Consider the following 16,678-nt stretch of genomic DNA (forward strand, 5'->3'; position numbering starts at 1 on the left):
ACTCGAGTGCTGGGTTATTCGATTCAGCGAACTTTCCGCTACCGTTCCTGGGTCGAACATAGAGGAGTGTCATGGCCAGCGATGTCGTCACCCGTGCCGGCGGGCGCATCGACGGATATTTCGGTATCTCGTCGAGCGGGTCCACCTTCAAGCGCGAGGCGATGGCGGGCACGGTCACGTTCCTGGCGATGTCGTATGTGCTGGCGGTGAATCCGTCGATCCTCGGTGACGAGGGCGCCCTCGGCGACAAGGGCATCCCGATGCAGGCGGTCTTCACGGCCACCGCCGTCGCCGCGGTCTTCGGCACGCTCGTCATGGGCATCTGGGCGAAGTACCCGATCGCGCTCGCACCGGGTATGGGGCTCAACGCGTTCTTCGCTTACACGGTGGTGCTCAGCATGGGTATCCCATGGCAGGTGGCGCTGTCGGGCACCTTGCTGTCGGGCATCATCTTCTTCATCTTGGCGATCACGAAGGTCAGGGAACGGATCCTCAACGCGATTCCGTTGCAGATGAAGTTCGCGGTCGGCGCGGGTATCGGTTTGTTCGTGGCGTTCCTCGGTCTGAAGAACGCGGGCATTGTCGTCAACAGCGACGCCACGCTGGTGACTCTCGGCGATTTCACCGAGGGCACCACCCTGCTGGCCATGTTCGGCCTCATCGTGACCGTGATCTTCCTGGTGATCGGCTGGCACGGTGCCGTGCTCTACGGCATCGTCGCGACCACCGTCCTCGGCATGGTGACCGGTCTGGTCGGCGTGCCGGACGGCATCGCCGAGATGCCGAAGGGCCTGGATCAGACGTTCGGCCAGGCGATCATCCACCTGCCGGATGCCTTCACCGGGCAGATGATCGTGGTCGTTCTCACCATGCTGTTCGTCGACTTCTTCGATGCCTCGGGCACCCTGATCGGCGTCGCCAACCAGGCCGGTCTGCTGAACAAGGACGGCACCCTGCCCCGCGCGGCGAGCGCGATGGCGGCGGACTCGGTCGGTACCACCGCGGGTGCGATCATCGGTACGTCCACCACCACCGCCTATGTCGAATCGACGGCGGGTGTGTCGGCGGGTGGCCGAACGGGATTCACGGCGGTGACCACAGCGGGCTGGTTCCTGATCGCGATGTTCTGCTATCCGGTCTTCTCGGTGATCGCCGGATCGGCCGAGGTGACCTCGGCGGCGCTGATCGTGGTCGGCGTGCTGATGGCGCGTTCGCTCGGTGATATCGATTGGCAGAATCTCGAGTACTCGGTGCCCGCGTTCATCACCGTCATCATGATGCCGCTGACGTATTCGATCGCCAACGGGCTGGCGATGGGCATGATCTTCTACCCGATCGTGATGGTCGCCAAGGGTCGCATCAAGGACGTGCACCCGGTCATGTGGGCGCTGATGGTGCTGTTCCTCGCGTACTTCGTCTTCCTGGTCGAGTAGACGTTCCGGCCATAGGTATGTCTATACTCAGGCTAGCCTAGGCTTGCCTAACTAGAGGAGATCTACCTATGAAGCGCTCGCTTGTTGCCGCGTCGATGGCGTTTGCCACCATCTTCGCGCCGGTCACCGCGGCCGTCGTCGCCACCGCCCCCGCCGCGATCGCCGCGCCGGCCACGCCCTCGGCTGGTCAGCTGTACGGCAAGCTGCAGGCGGCCATGAACGGCTCGGCGGCCGAGCTCGAGTCGGGCAACGCCGGCGGCCTCGTGGTCGTGCGCGACACCGTGAACCGGATCCCCGGTTACAGCTGGGATGTCTCCGGCCCGGTCACTGTCGATGGCGACACCCTCTCGGCCACCCTGAACAGCCGCCTCGGTAGCTACGCCTTCCCGATCCCGCTGACCTGGAAGGACATCGACGGCACCTGGAAGCTGTCGCAGGAGTCCGAGCAGACTCTGGTCAGTTACGCCACCATGGCGTGGTGATCTGAGAAGTTTTTCCGATCAGGGCCGTCCCGGATGGGGGCGGCCCTGATCGATAGATTGTGACGGGGATCACAGAATTACCGGGAATGGCGTGAAATAGTAGCAACGGACCCAGGGTTGTGACCGAAGAAGGCAATCGGACCACGGTCCGGTTGAGGGCATGTTTTCGAATCGCAGATGAGGACACGATGACCGACACCGCTACCCGCACCACTCCTACCCCCACCGCCGACGAGACCAACGCCGCAGGTATCGGCCTGCTGGTGTTGCGCGTCGGCTTCGGTGGCCTGATGGCCGCCTACGGAACCCAGAAGCTGTTCGGCTGGTTCAACGGACGCGGCTGGCGCGCCAATGCCGACGGCTTCACCGCCATGGGCTACAACCCGGGCGAGCTCTTCGGCACGCTGGCCGGGCTCGCCGAACTGGTCGGCGGGCTGTTGCTGGTGTTCGGGCTGTTCACGCCGCTGGCCGCGGCCATCGTGCTCGGGACGATGATCAATGCCATCAACGTGCTGTGGAGCGGTGGGCTGTTCCCCGCCGATCCGAAGGTGCCGGGGTTCTCGACGCCGCTGCTGTTCGCGCTGGCCGCGACGGCGTTGGCGTTCACCGGGCCGGGCCGGTTTTCGCTCGATGCCGGGCGACCGTGGCAGCGCCAGGGCGTGGTGTGGGGCGGCGGGGCCGTCGCGCTCGCCGTCGTGGCCGCGGTGGTGACGTTGATCTTCAAGGCTGTACTCTGATCCGATCGTTGTCACGAGGCGGCGCGGTGACCGGAATTCGGTTGCCGCGCCGCCTCTTTCGTTCGATGCCGAGTCGATTCGTCATCGGTCGTATGCCCGTGGTTCCACCGGGCACGCGCGGGGAGTCGGTAGCAGCGATTAACCTCGTGGCGGCGCTTGTTGTCAGCGGCGCCACGATTGTCCGCGGATGGAAGAGGAGAGCTGCGATGAAGGCTTACGACCTGGGTTTCGGGGACTCGGCGGACAAACTGGCCGAGACGCCCGATGGTGATCGGCTGGCGCTGGACGCGCCGGTGCGCTCCGGCTGGATCGGCAGCGAAGGCCCGGCGATCGATCCGGCCACCTGGCCGCGCGGACCCGTTACCGGCTTGCCGATGATGCACGCGCTCACTCTGCGTCTGCCCACCGATTTCCAGCGCCGCGGCCCCGGGTTTCCCGCCATCGCGCTCTTTCAGGGCGAGGGACAGTTCGCCGGTACCGACGCGGTCGAGGCCGACGCGTCGTCGGACGATCCCCTTGCCCGCGATGTGGTCGCCACCCGCCCGCACCCGAAATCGCAGATCATGCACGACGAGATCGGCGGCGCTTTCGCCCTGATCTGGCTCACCGAAAAGGAATTCGCCGGCGGCCCGGTCGCTCCGCCCGCCGATATTCGCCGGCCCGGATCTGCGACCGCGAGCGATGAAGGCCGCAATGCCTGGGACGATGTCCACCCCACCGTCGGTGTCTGGCTCGCCGAGCGCACCGCCGACCCCAATGTCGGCATCCCCCCGGTCGAATACGAGCCCGACACCAAGTACCAGGACCCGCTCACCGAGGATTCCGGCTGGACCACGTGGGCCGAGCCACTCTTCGGCCGCTCCCACCTGGGCGGCACCGCGTTCCCCGTCCAGGCTCTGCCCGAGGGGTTGACCCCGTACTACCTGGAGATCGAAGAGATCTCCGGCATGAACTTCGGCGGCGGCAATGCCCAACTCGACTTGGAGTCGGGCGTTTTCGATTGGTCCTGCGGGTAGTTCAGTTCATCATCGCCGGGCGGTCGTCGTCGGGGTGCGGGGCGGCGGCGGCCCGGGTTTCGGGTGAAAGCTGTTCAGGGGCAGGGAGAGTGATAGCCGGCTCGATGGGGGCCGGGGGTAGCGTGCGCAGGTGCAGGGCCATCCCTGCCAGGGTGATCAGGTAGATGATCACGTAGATGTTCATCAGGACCTGGGGCAGCGGCCACCACGGGGGAAGCAGGAAGGTTCCCACGCTCACCCAGGTGGGGGTGTAGGTGTAGGTCCAGGCGGCGATGGCCACGTAGAGGGCGGCTGCGGCGAGCCACCAGGGGGCGCGGGTTTGGGCGCGGTGGATGAGGTAAACGAGGAGCGGGACGAACCAGACCCAGTGGTGGCCCCAGGAATACGGGGAGATGGCGCAGGCGGTGAGACCGCCGAGGGTGATCGAGAGCAGGGGTTCACCGCGGCGGACCAGCACGGCCGAGAGCCACAGGGCTACCAGCGCGATCGGTATCGCGATCAACAGCCACAACCACACCGGCGCGGGGCCGTGGGTGAGGTGGGCGATGGCGCCGCGCAGGGACTGGTTGGCGGGGTGGACATCGGGGGCGATGCGGCCGGAATGGAAGAACGCCGAGGTCCAGTATTGATAGGAGTCGCTCGGCAGTATCAGCGCGGTCAGGCCGATCGACGCGATGAAGGTGAGCGCGCCCGTCGCGGCCGCGCGCCACTGCCGTTGGGCGAGGTACTGGGCGATGAAATACAGCGGGGTCAGCTTGATGCCCGCGGCGACGCCGACGCCGAGACCGCGCAACGTGCTGTTCCCGGCGCGCGAGAAGTCCCACAGCACCACCAGCATCAGCACCAGATTGATCTGCCCGTAGTAGAGCGTGGTGCGCACCGGTTCGGCGAACGTGCAGGCCAGGGTCAATAGCGCGCTGACGGCGGCCAGCTCGGTGGTGGCGCGATAGCCGAGCATCCGGAAGCTCTGCAGCACAACCCCGAACAGCACCAGCAGGTTGAGCACCAACCACGTCGTGGTGACGTGCGCCCACGGAACCAGCAGCAGCGGCAGGAACACCAGGGCCGAGAACGGTGTGTAGGTGTAGAGCAAGCCGTAGTGCGTCGGGTCGATGTAGAGGGCCCGTTCGTGCACCACCCGCCAGCCGCCGTCGCGGTAGATGTGCACGTCGAGACCGCCGACGAGAATGCCGCCGCGGTCCATCCACGGATCCATGGTCGTGAACAGCAGCGTCACGCCTGCGACAGCGGTGCCGAGTAGCAGAAGCAGCGTCAGGGTCGTGCGCGGTAGTGCCACGCCTCGAGATCTCTCCGCCACGGCAGTACTACCGGCCGGCCCATATCGTATGCACGACTAAGAACTTACCGCGCCGGGTCGACGGCGCTCGGTGGCGGACCGACTTCGGTAGGAAAACGACATGACAGCGGTTACGGCTGTCGGCGAACCGTTCTCGGCGGCCGGGCGCCCCACGGTCAGGCCTACCTTCGCGGTCGCGTCGGGCAGGCCCGAACTACCGCGAAGCGCTCTGTGCCCTTGGCCATCAGGCGGCCGGACGCAACGTGAGCATGGTGTCGGCGCCGTGGTGGAACTCATAGCCGGTCTTTTGCAGGGAGGTGGTGATGCCCTTGTCGTTGAGCTCGGTGCGCAGGTGGTCGATGAGGTCGTCGAGCGGGGCGCCGGTGTAGTCGAGTAGCGGGTAGACGCGGGTTTCGGTGGTGGCGACGCGGGCCAATTCGAGCAGGGCGGCCAGGTGGAAGTCGGCGTCGAGCCGGTCGGCGTAGCTGAACAGCAGGTGCGAGCTCAGGGCCAGATCGAACGCGTCGTCGGGGCAGGGGAGTGAGGGTAGGGAGCCGGCCAGGTAGCGGTGGGGTGCGGCGCGCACGTCGTCGGCGAAGCGGGCGGCGGCGCCGCGTCGGATCGCGGCGTGCTCGGTGGTGGAGCCGTACCAGTCCCAGCGGTAGCGATCGGCATGGGAGTGCGCCCAGGCGACGGCGCGTTCGGTTTCGGGGGTCGCGCGGGCGGCCAGCTCGATCGGTGGGGTGGCGTAGATGGGATCGATCGCGGTGACCTCGGCGCCCAACGCGCTCGCCTCGGCCGCGAAACTCGCTGCGCCACCGGGACAATCGAGGACGCGACGACCGGAAAGATCATCGTCGGAGAGCTGGAACATCGCGCGGTACTCGGCCAAAGATCTTGCACTGACCAGAAATTCGCCGAGTACCTCGCCATCGGCGTGGTGCATCATCACCACACGTTCTCACGAGTTGCGTTCGCACGCTCGCGGATTCACGAGTGTGGTCATCGCGATTGCAAGACCCGCCTTGCAGATGTCGCCGCCGCTCAGGCGGTGTCGGTGAGCCGACGCAATGCCTTGGCGACCACTTCGGGATCGCTGGTCTCCCAGTACGGCGGCAGCGAAGCGCGCAGGTAGCTGCCGTAACGGGCGGTGGCGAGCCGGGAATCGAGGATCGCGACCACGCCGCGGTCGTCGACACTGCGCAGCAACCGGCCGGTGCCCTGGGCCAGCAGTAGCGCGGCGTGATTGGCGGCCACGGTCATGAAACCGTTGCCGCCGCGCGACTCCACCGCCCGCTGACGCGCGGTGAGCAGCGGATCGTCGGGCCGCGGGAACGGAATGCGGTCCAGGATAACGAGACTCAGCGACGGGCCGGGCACATCGACGCCCTGCCAGAGGGTGAGGGTGCCGAACAGTGAGGTGGCCGGGTCGTCGGCGAATTTGCGCACCAGCGCGCCCATCGAATCGTCACCCTGGCACAGCACCGGGGTGACGAGCCGTTCGCGCAGCGCCTCGGTGGCGGCCTTGGCGGCGCGCATCGAGGAGAACAGGCCGAGCGTGCGGCCACCGGCGGCGGTGATGAGCTGTTCGATCTCGTCGAGATAGGCGGGCGAGAGCCCGTCGCGGCCGGGCGCGGGCAGGTGTTTGGCGACGTAGAGAATGCCGGACTTGGCGTGGTCGAAGGGGGAACCGACGTCGAGGGCGTTCCAGCGGACCGATTCCAGGTCGGCGGGTGCGGTGGCGCCGTTGGCCATGGCCGGATCCACCTTGCCACCCGACTGCGACGGCAGGCCCCAGGTGATCGCGAGTCCGTCGAACGAGCCGCCGATCTGCAGGGTGGCCGAGGTGAGCACGACCGTCGCGGTGCCGAACAGCCTGCTGCGCAGCAGGCCACCGACCGACAGCGGTGCCATCCGCAAGGTGCGGCGGGCGACGCCGCGCATCTCGTCGGCCGACAACCAGATGACATCGCGGCGGGCGGCGGGATCGGCCTCCTCGAAGGCGGTGAGCGCGCGGACCGCGGCGTCGTGCACGTCGTCGATGGCGGCCACGGCCATGGTGCGGGCGGCGGCGTTGTCGGGGTCGTCCTGGGTTTTGACGCTGCCGGTCGGAGCGATGGCGGTGCGCGCGTTCCAGGACGCGTCGCGAACCAGGGCGAGCACGGGTGCGATGCCGTCGGGCAGTTGGTCCCAGCGGCCTGGCGGCAGGTCTTCGAGAGCCTGGTGGAAGGCTTCCGCGGCGCCTTCGAGCCGGTCGACCTCGCGGTCGTCGATCAGCTTGGTGCAGCGGCGGGCCGCGGCGCTGATCGCGGTCGCGGCCAATTCGGCGGTGGCGACACCGGTGACGCGGTCGACCAATTCGTGCGCTTCGTCGATCACCACCACGTCGTGGTCGGGCAGGATCTGGATGCCGCTGATGGCGTCGATGGCCAGCAGTGCGTGGTTGGTCACCACCACGTCGGACTGAGCCGATTCCGCGCGCGCTTTCTCGGCGAAGCAGTCCTGGCCGAACTGGCAGCGCGACTTGCCGAGGCATTCGCGCGAGCCGACGCTCACCTGGCGCCAGGCGCGGTCGGTGACGCCGGGGGCGAGTTCGTCGCGGTCGCCGGTTTCGGTGTCGGAGGCCCATTCGTTGAGGCGCTGGACTTCGCGGCCCAGGCGGGAGATGGCGAAGGCGTCGAACAGTTCGGCCTCGCCGCCGGTGTCCTCCGGGATGACGCTGTTGATCTTGTTCAGGCAGAGATAGTTGTTGCGGCCCTTGAGGATCGCGAACTTGGGCACTCGGCCGAGTGGTTTGGTGAGCGCCTCCGCCAGGCGTGGGAGGTCGCGGTCGACGAGTTGGCGTTGCAGCGCGATCGTGGCGGTGGAGACCACCACGGTGCGGCCGGTGCGGACCGCGTGGCGCAGGCTCGGGATGAGGTAGGCCAGCGATTTGCCGGTGCCGGTACCCGCCTGGACGGCGAGGTGTTCCTTGGTGTCGATCGCGTGGTCCACCGCGGTAGCCATGGTGGTCTGCCCGGTGCGTTCCTTGCCGCCGAGGGCATGCACGGCGGTGACGAGCAGGTCGGCGACGGGAGGAAGTTCGGGCACGCTGGCAGCTTATCCGCACCCTCGGACACGTTTGCCCGAGCTGGATTTGTCGGGCCGCTGGGTAATCGGGGGTCGGTAGTCCCAGAAGGTTTGACGCTGTGTTTATTGGCGCGCTGGCGCGCGCGTGTCCGCGGCCCTGAGGGGCCGCCGGTTAGCGCTCGAGACTAGCGCCTTCGGCGCAGCGCTTTCGAGCGCTAACCGGCGACCCGGCCGCGGACCGGCCACTGCGTGGCCGCCGCTCCCCAGGGGTCGCGGGTGGGGGTTGGTGGTGCGGTCATGGCGGTCTTGGAGGGTGCGGTGTTGCTGGGGAGGAGGGGCGTGGTCAGGACTCGCGGACGAAGTCGTCGATGTGGTCGCGGACGTAGTCGAGGACGCGCTGTTCGAAGTCCTCGGGCTCGTTGACGTCGTAGATCTCGTCGGGATCCTCGGCGCGGTCACCGGTGGGGCGGCGGATCTGGTCGGGGGTGGCGAGGGTGTGGTGTTCGTCTTCCCAGAAGCGGTCGAGGTCGTCGTTGGGGGAGCTGATGGAGGCGTCGCGGGCGGCGATGATGGCCGCTGCGGCCAGTTGCGGCATGCCCGCAGCGCGTAAACCTCTTGTGGCCCAGGGGAGTTCGCTGCGGCGGGTTTTCAGGTAGCTCGAGAAACCCGCATCCAGGACGCTGGTGTGCAGGCTCGACAGTGCCAGCAGATGCGAGAAGGCCGGGGGGAGCTTGCCGAACGCGCCGATGCCGAGGCGCTGGAGATCGTCGGTGGCCGGGTTCGACCAGAAGACGGTGTCGGCGGCGTCGTGGATGCTGTCGGTCTCGGCGAGTGCCTTCGTCAGGGCGGATCGGGTGTGCGCCGGGAATCGATAGTCCATGTGGCAAGTATTCAGGGACGCAGCCGGACGCCCGCATCGCGGAGGGTGGCCAGGGCGGATTCGGTCGTGTCGGGGGCGACGCCCGCGGTGAGGTCGAGCAGGACGGTGGTGTCGAATCCGGCTTCGGCGGCGTCGAGAGCGGTGGCTCGGACACAGTGGTCGGTGGCTATGCCGACCACGTCCACGGCGTCGATGTCGCGGGCTCGGAGCCAGGCCGTGAGGGTGGTGCCGTCCGCTGACGCGCCTTCGAAGCCGGAGTACGCGGCGGTGTATTCGCCCTTGGAGAAGGTTTCCTGGATGGTCGACGTGTCGAGAGCCGGGTGGAAATCGGCGCCGGGGGTGCCCACTCGGCAGTGGGGTGGCCACGAGTCGATGTAGTCGGGGTCGGTGGAGAAGTGGGCGCCGGGATCGATGTGCCAGTCGCGGGTGGCCACCACGGCTTCGTAGTGCTCGCTTGCGACGAAGCCGGTGATCGCGGCGGCCACTGCCGCGCCGCCTGCTACCGCGAGGGAGCCGCCCTCGCAGAAGTCGTTCTGAACATCGACGATTATCAGGCCGCGTGCCATGTCATCCTCCACCTCGTTCGACTCCGACCATTCTCCGCCGCGAAACGCCGAGCGGCCACCGGGCTCGGAGGATGGCCGATATCGCCGAATGGCCGTTGGGCCGAGGGGTCGCGACTGCTCGGCGAACAGCGTCGCGGTGCTCAGCCGAGGAACGTCGTCGGCACGGCGGGTTCGCCCGCGGAGAGTTTCAGCCCTTCCCACGGCAGGCTGACCAGGCCGCGCGCGACCAGTTCGCGACTCTGCGCCAGCGTCGCGACATTGTCGACCACCTTGCCGCCACGAACCAGCGGAACCTGCAATTTCCGCACCCGAAAACCGTTGGTAGCCGGTGCTTCTCCGCCTTCGGAGTAGACGATCTCCTCGACGATCGTGCCGGTGGCGCGGGCCAATCGCACCGCCTTCTTCGTCCCGCCGCGCGACTGTTTGTGACTCGACCGTTTGGCGACCGGGATGCCGTCGACCTCGACCAGCTTGTAGACCATGCCCGCGGTCGGGGCACCCGAACCGGTGACCACCGCCGTGCCGACGCCGTACACGTCAACCGGTTCGGCACGCAGCGCCGCGATCGCGTACTCGTCCAGATCGCCGGAGACCACGATGCGGGTGCCGGTGGCGCCGAGTTCGTCGAGCTGGTCGCGGACCTGTCTGGCCAGCACGCCGAGGTCGCCGGAGTCGATGCGCACACCGCCCAGTTCGGGACCGGCCACCTCGATGGCGGTGGCGACGCCCCTGGTGATGTCGAAGGTGTCGACCAGCAGCGTGGTGCCGATACCGAGCGCGTCGATCTGGCTGCGGAACGCCGCTGCCTCGTGTTCGCCGTCGGCGCCGCTGTGCAGCAGGGTGAACGCGTGGGCGCTGGTACCCGCGCCGGGCACGCCGAAGCCGCGCACGGCCTCGAGGTTGGAGGTGGCGTCGAATCCGGCCAGGTAGGCGGCGCGCGAGCTCGACGGCGCGGCGAGTTCGTGGGTGCGCCGCGAGCCCATTTCGATCATCCGCCGACCGGCCGCCGCGCTCACCATGCGCGCGGCCGACGAGGCGATCGCGCTGTCGTAATTGAAGATCGACAGTGCGAGGGTCTCGAGGAGCACGCATTCGGCGAAACTGCCGCGTACGGTCAGGATCGGCGAGCCGGGGAAATACAGCTCACCTTCGGCGTAGCCGTCGATATCGCCGGCGAAGCGATATTCGCGCAACCATTCGACGGTGGTCTGGTCGAGGAACTTCGCGACCACGGCCAGCTCGTCGGGGCCGAAACGGAAACGGGCCAGCGCGTCGAGCAGGCGAGCGGTGCCCGCGACGATGCCGTAGCGGCGACCGTTCGGCAACCGCCGGGCGAACACCTCGAAGGTGCACTGTCTACCGGCCGAACCGTCGGCCAGTGCCGCGGCCAGCATGGTCAGCTCGTACTGGTCGGTCAGCAGCGCGGTGCTGGCGAACTCGTCACGGATCTGCACACCAGAAACTCTAGTCACCGCGGGTGTTGTTTCCTGCGGGCTGCGTCGTACCCTGGTTTTCATGGCCGTGTGCAATTCCGTTCGGGCCGGCGCCGTCACCGACGCTGTGAACGCCGCACTGTCGGCACCGCAGGCGACGCCGGAGACCACCGAATACACCGAGATCCTGGAGGCTGAGGACAGGCCCTGGGTCACCGTCGTCTGGGACGATCCGGTGAACCTCATGCACTACGTCACCTACATCTTCCAGAAGCTGTTCGGCTACAGCAAAGCCAAGGCGACCGAGTTGATGATGCAGGTGCACAACGAGGGCAAAGCGGTGGTGTCCTCGGGTTCGCGCGACAAGATGGAGCAAGACGTGCGCCGACTGCACGCCGCGGGGCTCTGGGCAACCATGCAGCGCGACTGACGACTCGACTAACCTGGCCCTGTGCGCAAGTGGAGCAGGAAGAACTCACTGAGTGGCCTGAAGCTTCGATCCGAAATGGACGAGCACGAGGCCACCGTCCTTCGCTCCCTGATCGGCGCGGTGTCCGGGCTGCTCAGTGACCGCGCCGCCGACGCCCCCGAGGACGAACTCGCCGCGCTCACCGGTTTGCGGACCGGCAACAACACCCCGCCCGACGATCCACAACTGCTGCGCCTGCTGCCCGATTTCCACCGTGCCGAACCCGGTTCCCCCGATGCAAAGCGCGCCGATCTCAACAGTGCGCTGCGCAGCCTGCACGAGCCGGAGATCATCGACGCGAAACTGGCCGCTGGGCAGGCTGTGCTCGACAGTTGCCCGGAAGTGGGCGGCAAGATCGTGCTCTCGCCCGAGCAGGCCGACGCGTGGCTGGCCGCGCTCACCGACGTTCGGCTCGCGCTGGGCACGCTGCTCGACATCGACGACGACACGCCCGACCATTTCGATCCGGAAGATCCGCGTGCCCCGCATCTGGACGTCTACCACTGGCTGACCTGGATGCAGGATTCGCTGCTTCAGGCGCTCGCGCCCTGACCCTGTCGAGGGTCGCGTGATCCGACCCGAGGCGCGATGGCCGGATTCGTTGATCAGACAAGGACGAGACAATGCGCAGCAGCCCCGGGGTACGCAACTCGATCACTGATGTCGCGGGCGTGCTGGTAGGCCACTGCCAGGCCCTCGACGCCGAGGTCACCCTCGGTACCGGCGCCGCGACGGGCTGCACCGTGGTGCGGGTCCCCGGCGGCGCGACGGCCTCGGTCGACGTCCGCGGCGGCGGTCCAGGAACCAGGGAAACCGACCTGCTCGACCCCGCCAACACCGTCCGCCGGCTCAACGCCGTGCTCCTCACCGGCGGCAGCGCGTACGGCCTTGCCGCCGCCGACGGAGTGATGCGCTGGTCGGAGGAACACGGCGAGGGTATTCCGATGGACCCGGCCGACGCGAGCCGGGTGGTGCCGATCGTGCCGGGCGCGGTGATCTTCGATCTGCCGGTCGGTGACTGGACCATCCGGCCCGACGCCGATTTCGGATATCGCGCGGCCGCAGCGGCGTCGACGGAGTTCGCCAGGGGGACCTCGGGTGCCGGTGTGGGGGCGCGGGCGGGTGCGCTCAAGGGCGGAATCGGTTCGGCGAGTGTGGTTCTCGCGGATGGTCCCGGTGCGGGGGTGACCGTCGGTGCGGTGATCGTCGCGAATCCGGTCGGTTCCGTGGTCGATCCACGCACCGGGTTGCCGTGGGGTGCGGGCACCGACGGGCCCGACTTCTTCGGGCTGCGGCCGGGTACCCCCGAGGAGATCGCGGCGCTCGTCGCTCTGCCGGTCAAGAGCATGGTCCTCAACACCACGATCGGTGTGGTGGCGACGGATGCCGCCCTCGATCCGGCGGGCTGCCGGCGGATGGCCGCGACCGCGCACGACGGACTCGCCCGTGCGATCCGGCCGGTGCACTCCCCGCTCGACGGTGACACGATCTTCGCCATGGCGACCGGGACGAGAGAGGTCGCGCCCACTGTGTTACCCGCCGCTTTCCCCGCCGACCTGCTCCTGCTCGATCAGCTGTGTACGGCCGCCGCCGTGGTGGTCGAACGCGCCATCGTCGACGCGGTACTCAGCGCGACCTCGATCGCCGGTATCACTGCTTACAGCGACCTGTTTCCGCGCTGATCGTCACCCGGAGAACCCTGCTGACCAGCCCCGCGACGACTCGTCGCGCCTGCGGTGACGGCCTGGCCGGGACCGGAGTGTGTGCCCCGCGGAATACCCGAATAGGGTGAGTCGTTGTCGAGGAAGGTGCTCGACAGCACGCATGCAGGATGTGGAAAGGGTCGATGAAGTGCTGGTGATCAGGGCCGATCTCGTTGACGCGATGGTGGCACACGCCCGCGCCGACCACCCGGACGAGGCCTGCGGCATCATCGCCGGGCCCGAGGGCAGCGACCGGCCCGAACGCTTCGTCGCGATGGTCAACGCCGAACGTTCGCCCACCTTCTACCGGTTCGATTCCGGTGAACAACTGCGCGTGTGGCGCGCGATGGACGACGCCGACGAAGTGCCGGTCGTCATCTACCACTCGCACACCGCCACCGAGGCCTACCCGAGCCGCACCGACATCTCCTTCGCCGCTGAACCGGACGCGCATTACGTGCTGGTCTCCACGCGCGATCCGCAGTCCCACGAACTGCGCAGCTACCGCATCGTCGACGGCGAGGTCACCGAAGAACCGGTGCGCATCGTCGATTCCTACTGAACCCGTCCGCAAGAAGCCACCACCCCCGAGGAGTCCCTCATGCCGGTAACCGTGTCCATTCCGACCATCATGCGTGGTATCACCGGAGGTGAGAAGCGAGTGCAGGGCGAGGGCTCGACCCTGTCCGCGCTCATCGCCGACCTCGACGCCAATCACCCAGGGCTGGCCGAGAAGCTGCTCTCCGACGGCAAGCTCAACCGCTACGTCAACATCTACGTCGACGACGAGGACGTGCGCTTCTCCGGAGGGCTGGAAGCCGAGGTGCCCGCGGGCGCGTCGGTGACCATCCTGCCCGCCGTGGCCGGCGGCGCCTGACACCGTGGCCCGCTACGAATCGCTGATCGCGACGCTCGGCAATACCCCGCTCGTCGGATTGCAGAAACTGTCACCGCAATGGGACGGCGACGATCATGTGCGGCTGTGGGCCAAGCTGGAGGACCGCAATCCCACGGGGTCGATCAAGGACCGTCCCGCACTGCGGATGATCGAACAGGCCGAGGCCGACGGGCGGCTCACACCCGGGTGCACGATTCTCGAGCCGACCAGTGGCAATACCGGAATTTCGCTCGCCATGGCGGCCAAGCTCAAGGGTTACCGGATCGTTTGCGTGATGCCGGAGAACACCTCGGTGGAGCGGCGGCAGTTGCTCACGATGTTCGGCGCCGAAATCATCGACTCGCCCGCGGCGGGTGGGTCGAATCAGGCGGTGGCCAAGGCCAAGCAGATCGCGGCGCAGAATCCGGATTGGGTGATGCTGTATCAGTACGGCAATCCGGCCAACGCGCTCGCGCACTATGAGGGGACCGGGCCGGAATTGCTGGCCGATCTGCCCGAGATCACGCATTTCGTCGCGGGGCTCGGTACTACAGGGACCCTGATGGGCACCGGGCGCTACCTGCGCGAACAGGTGCCGGGGATCGAGATCGTGGCCGCTGAACCCCGCTACGGCGAGCTGGTCTATGGCCTGCGCAATATCGACGAGGGGTTCATTCCCGAGCTCTACGACGAGAAAGTACTCACCACCCGATTCTCGGTGGGGCCCTACGACGCGGTGAAGCGGACACGTGAGCTGGTCGGCGAGGAGGGAATCTTCGCCGGGATTTCCACCGGGGCGATCCTGCACGCCGCGCTCGGTGTCGCCAAGAAGGCGCTCGAGGCCGGAAAGCGGGCCGATATCGCGTTCGTGGTCGCCGATGGTGGCTGGAAATACTTGTCTACCGGGGCATACGACGGCACGCTGGACGAAGCGGAGGAGAAGCTGGACGGGCAACTCTGGGCCTGACCCGATGTCACCCGGCTTCGGTACGCTCAGATCAATGGGCTGTTCCACGGTCCCTTGCCGGAGTGGAGGCGATGTCGGTGAGCGGTGGGGCGGGTGCCTCGTTCGGTAACGCGAGTCCGGGAACCGGTGCGTCGGGCGGCGGGTCGTGGGTCAGGGCGGCGGTGGCGATTCTGGGGTTCGTAGGAGCCCTGTATGTGATCGAGGGCGTCGACATGGTGCTCTCCCACGATCGGCCGCCCGGGGCGCCCGGCGAACTCGACGCGGCAGGCATCGAGCCGCGTGCGGTAGCGGGGCTCGACGGCATTCTGTGGGCGCCGCTGTTGCACGGCGGGTGGGAACATCTGTTCGCCAACACGCTGCCGTTGCTGGTGCTCGGGTTCCTCGTGTTGCTCTCCGGGATCGGGCGGGGGATCGCGGCGACGGCCATCATCTGGGTGATCGCCGGCGTAGGCACCTGGCTCACCGGCTCGGCGGGGAGCGTGCACGTCGGAGCGTCGTCGATCGTGTTCGGCTGGCTGACGTATCTGATCTGCCGTGGGTGGTTCGCGCGCAATGTGGGGCAGATCGTGGTGGGGCTGGTGATCCTCGTGTTCTACGGCTCGATGCTGTGGGGCGTGCTGCCGAGCGATCCTCGAATTTCTTGGCAGGGGCATCTTTTCGGGGCGGTGGGTGGAGTGCTCGCGGGCTGGGTACTCTCGTCAGATGAACGTCGACGCCGCCGTGGAGCATCGGTCGGCCGCGCAGTACCAACGCGGTAGCCGGGGATCCGGTCTGGAAATTGGGGGGATCCTGCAGTGAGTACCAGCACGTCATGGCAGCATGGGGGCATGCGCCTTACCGTCCTCGGGTGCTCGGGCAGCGTGTCCGGCCCGGACTCTCCAGCGTCGGGCTACCTGCTGACGGGCCCCGATATGCGACCGATTGTCATCGACTTCGGTCCCGGGATCTTCGGCGCGCTGCAGAAGCAGATGAACCCCGCCGATGTCGACATCTTCCTCACCCACCTGCACGCGGATCACTGCCTTGATCTGCCCGCACTGCTGGTGTGGCGTCGCTACCACCCGAATCCGCCGACCGGCAAGGCGCTGGTGCGCGGGCCGTCCGACGCGCCGCTGCGGATCGGAAACGCGTCCGCGGAGATCGGGGGCGAGACCGACGATTGGTCCGATGTGATCGACTCGCAGGCGTGGGTCGAGAACACGCCGATCCCGTTCGGGCCCGGTCATACGGTGGAAGCTCGGCGGATGTTCCACCCGCCGGAGTCCTACGGGCTGCGGATCACCGCAGCCGACGGTCGGGTCTTCGTCTACACCGGCGACACCGCGATGTGCGATGCCGTTGTCGAGTTGTCGCAGGGTGCCGACGTGCTCATGGCTGAGGCGTCGTGGACCCACGATCCGGCCAATCGTCCTGCGGGGATTCATCTTTCGGGCACCGAGGCGGGCGAGATCGCCACCCGTGCCGGGGCCAAGGAGCTGTTGCTGACCCATATCCCGCCATGGACTTCGCGCGAGGATGTGATCGCGGAGGCAAAGGCTGCGTTCTCGGGACCGGTGCACGCGGTTTCGCCGGGGGAGACCTTCGACCTGTAGGCGGGGGATCTGGGTTCAGTAGTCCCAGGCAGGTTTGACGCTGTATTTATTGGCGCGCTGGCGCGCGCGTGTCCGCGGCCCCAAGGGGCCGCCGGTTAGCGCTCGAGACTCGCGCCTGCGGCGCATGCGCTTCGAGCGCTAACCGGCGACCCGGCCG

The 16,678-nt window shown here is 67.6% G+C and carries 18 protein-coding genes; 12 read left to right on the plus strand and 6 right to left on the minus strand.

The features are described from left to right. Positions 1–71: 71 nt before the first annotated feature. From ACTWPB_RS05790 to ACTWPB_RS05805, 4 genes are all read left to right on the plus strand, one after another. The gene (locus ACTWPB_RS05790) at positions 72–1,433 is read left to right on the plus strand and encodes an NCS2 family permease (protein ID WP_446224662.1); all 1,362 of its coding nucleotides are present in this window, start codon (positions 72–74) and stop codon (positions 1,431–1,433) included. A gap of 68 nt (positions 1,434–1,501) precedes the next feature. After that, positions 1,502–1,915, plus strand: a complete 414-nt coding sequence (locus ACTWPB_RS05795; protein WP_446224663.1) for a hypothetical protein — start codon at positions 1,502–1,504, stop codon at positions 1,913–1,915. A gap of 188 nt (positions 1,916–2,103) precedes the next feature. Next, positions 2,104–2,652 (plus strand): DoxX family protein, encoded by a 549-nt coding sequence (locus ACTWPB_RS05800; RefSeq protein WP_446224664.1) that lies wholly within the window; start codon positions 2,104–2,106, stop codon positions 2,650–2,652. A 206-nt stretch (positions 2,653–2,858) separates the two neighbouring features. After that, a complete protein-coding gene (locus ACTWPB_RS05805) occupies positions 2,859–3,668 on the plus strand; it encodes a hypothetical protein (protein ID WP_446224665.1) in 810 nt (269 codons plus the stop codon). Between the two features lies 1 nt (position 3,669). Here ACTWPB_RS05805 and ACTWPB_RS05810 read toward each other — a convergent pair whose 3' ends face one another. The 6 genes from ACTWPB_RS05810 to ACTWPB_RS05835 form a co-directional block, all read right to left on the minus strand. Then, positions 3,670–4,965, minus strand: coding sequence for a glycosyltransferase 87 family protein (locus ACTWPB_RS05810; RefSeq protein WP_446224666.1), 1,296 nt, complete (start codon positions 4,963–4,965; stop codon positions 3,670–3,672). A 244-nt stretch (positions 4,966–5,209) separates the two neighbouring features. Then, positions 5,210–5,914 (minus strand): hypothetical protein, encoded by a 705-nt coding sequence (locus tag ACTWPB_RS05815; protein ID WP_446224667.1) that lies wholly within the window; start codon positions 5,912–5,914, stop codon positions 5,210–5,212. 95 nt (positions 5,915–6,009) lie between these two features. Further along, the gene (locus ACTWPB_RS05820) at positions 6,010–8,055 is read right to left on the minus strand and encodes an ATP-dependent DNA helicase (RefSeq protein WP_446224668.1); all 2,046 of its coding nucleotides are present in this window, start codon (positions 8,053–8,055) and stop codon (positions 6,010–6,012) included. A gap of 322 nt (positions 8,056–8,377) precedes the next feature. Then, on the minus strand, positions 8,378–8,914 hold the full coding sequence (locus ACTWPB_RS05825) for a DMP19 family protein (RefSeq protein WP_446224669.1): 537 nt from the start codon (positions 8,912–8,914) through the stop codon (positions 8,378–8,380). Between the two features lie 11 nt (positions 8,915–8,925). Then, on the minus strand, positions 8,926–9,480 hold the full coding sequence (locus ACTWPB_RS05830) for an isochorismatase family protein (RefSeq protein WP_446224670.1): 555 nt from the start codon (positions 9,478–9,480) through the stop codon (positions 8,926–8,928). 140 nt (positions 9,481–9,620) lie between these two features. After that, on the minus strand, positions 9,621–10,934 hold the full coding sequence (locus ACTWPB_RS05835; protein WP_446224671.1) for a nicotinate phosphoribosyltransferase: 1,314 nt from the start codon (positions 10,932–10,934) through the stop codon (positions 9,621–9,623). Positions 10,935–10,995: 61 nt separating this feature from the next. Here ACTWPB_RS05835 and clpS point away from each other — a divergent pair, with 61 nt between their 5' ends. The 8 genes from clpS to ACTWPB_RS05875 all read left to right on the plus strand — a co-directional run bounded on the left by clpS (position 10,996) and on the right by ACTWPB_RS05875 (position 16,521). After that, positions 10,996–11,343, plus strand: coding sequence for an ATP-dependent Clp protease adapter ClpS (gene clpS, locus ACTWPB_RS05840; RefSeq protein WP_378921633.1), 348 nt, complete (start codon positions 10,996–10,998; stop codon positions 11,341–11,343). A gap of 21 nt (positions 11,344–11,364) precedes the next feature. After that, positions 11,365–11,934: an oxidative stress transcriptional regulator AosR gene (gene aosR, locus ACTWPB_RS05845; protein ID WP_446224672.1), complete on the plus strand. Its 570-nt coding sequence runs from the start codon at positions 11,365–11,367 to the stop codon at positions 11,932–11,934. A gap of 71 nt (positions 11,935–12,005) precedes the next feature. Beyond that, positions 12,006–13,064: a P1 family peptidase gene (locus ACTWPB_RS05850; protein ID WP_446224673.1), complete on the plus strand. Its 1,059-nt coding sequence runs from the start codon at positions 12,006–12,008 to the stop codon at positions 13,062–13,064. A 169-nt stretch (positions 13,065–13,233) separates the two neighbouring features. Then, a complete protein-coding gene (locus ACTWPB_RS05855) occupies positions 13,234–13,647 on the plus strand; it encodes a Mov34/MPN/PAD-1 family protein (protein WP_446226246.1) in 414 nt (137 codons plus the stop codon). A gap of 39 nt (positions 13,648–13,686) precedes the next feature. After that, complete coding sequence (locus tag ACTWPB_RS05860; protein ID WP_101464168.1) at positions 13,687–13,962, plus strand: MoaD/ThiS family protein; 276 nt, start codon at positions 13,687–13,689, stop codon at positions 13,960–13,962. Positions 13,963–13,966: 4 nt separating this feature from the next. Then, complete coding sequence (locus tag ACTWPB_RS05865) at positions 13,967–14,929, plus strand: PLP-dependent cysteine synthase family protein (RefSeq protein WP_446224674.1); 963 nt, start codon at positions 13,967–13,969, stop codon at positions 14,927–14,929. A gap of 71 nt (positions 14,930–15,000) precedes the next feature. Next, positions 15,001–15,687 carry a rhomboid family intramembrane serine protease gene (locus ACTWPB_RS05870; RefSeq protein WP_446224675.1) on the plus strand — a complete coding sequence of 229 codons (687 nt, stop codon included), beginning with the start codon at positions 15,001–15,003 and terminating at the stop codon, positions 15,685–15,687. Positions 15,688–15,756: 69 nt separating this feature from the next. Then, the gene (locus tag ACTWPB_RS05875; RefSeq protein ID WP_446224676.1) at positions 15,757–16,521 is read left to right on the plus strand and encodes a cyclic nucleotide-degrading phosphodiesterase; all 765 of its coding nucleotides are present in this window, start codon (positions 15,757–15,759) and stop codon (positions 16,519–16,521) included. The last annotated feature ends 157 nt before the right edge of the window (positions 16,522–16,678 follow it).

This window comes from Nocardia sp. IBHARD005 (assembly GCF_052814245.1).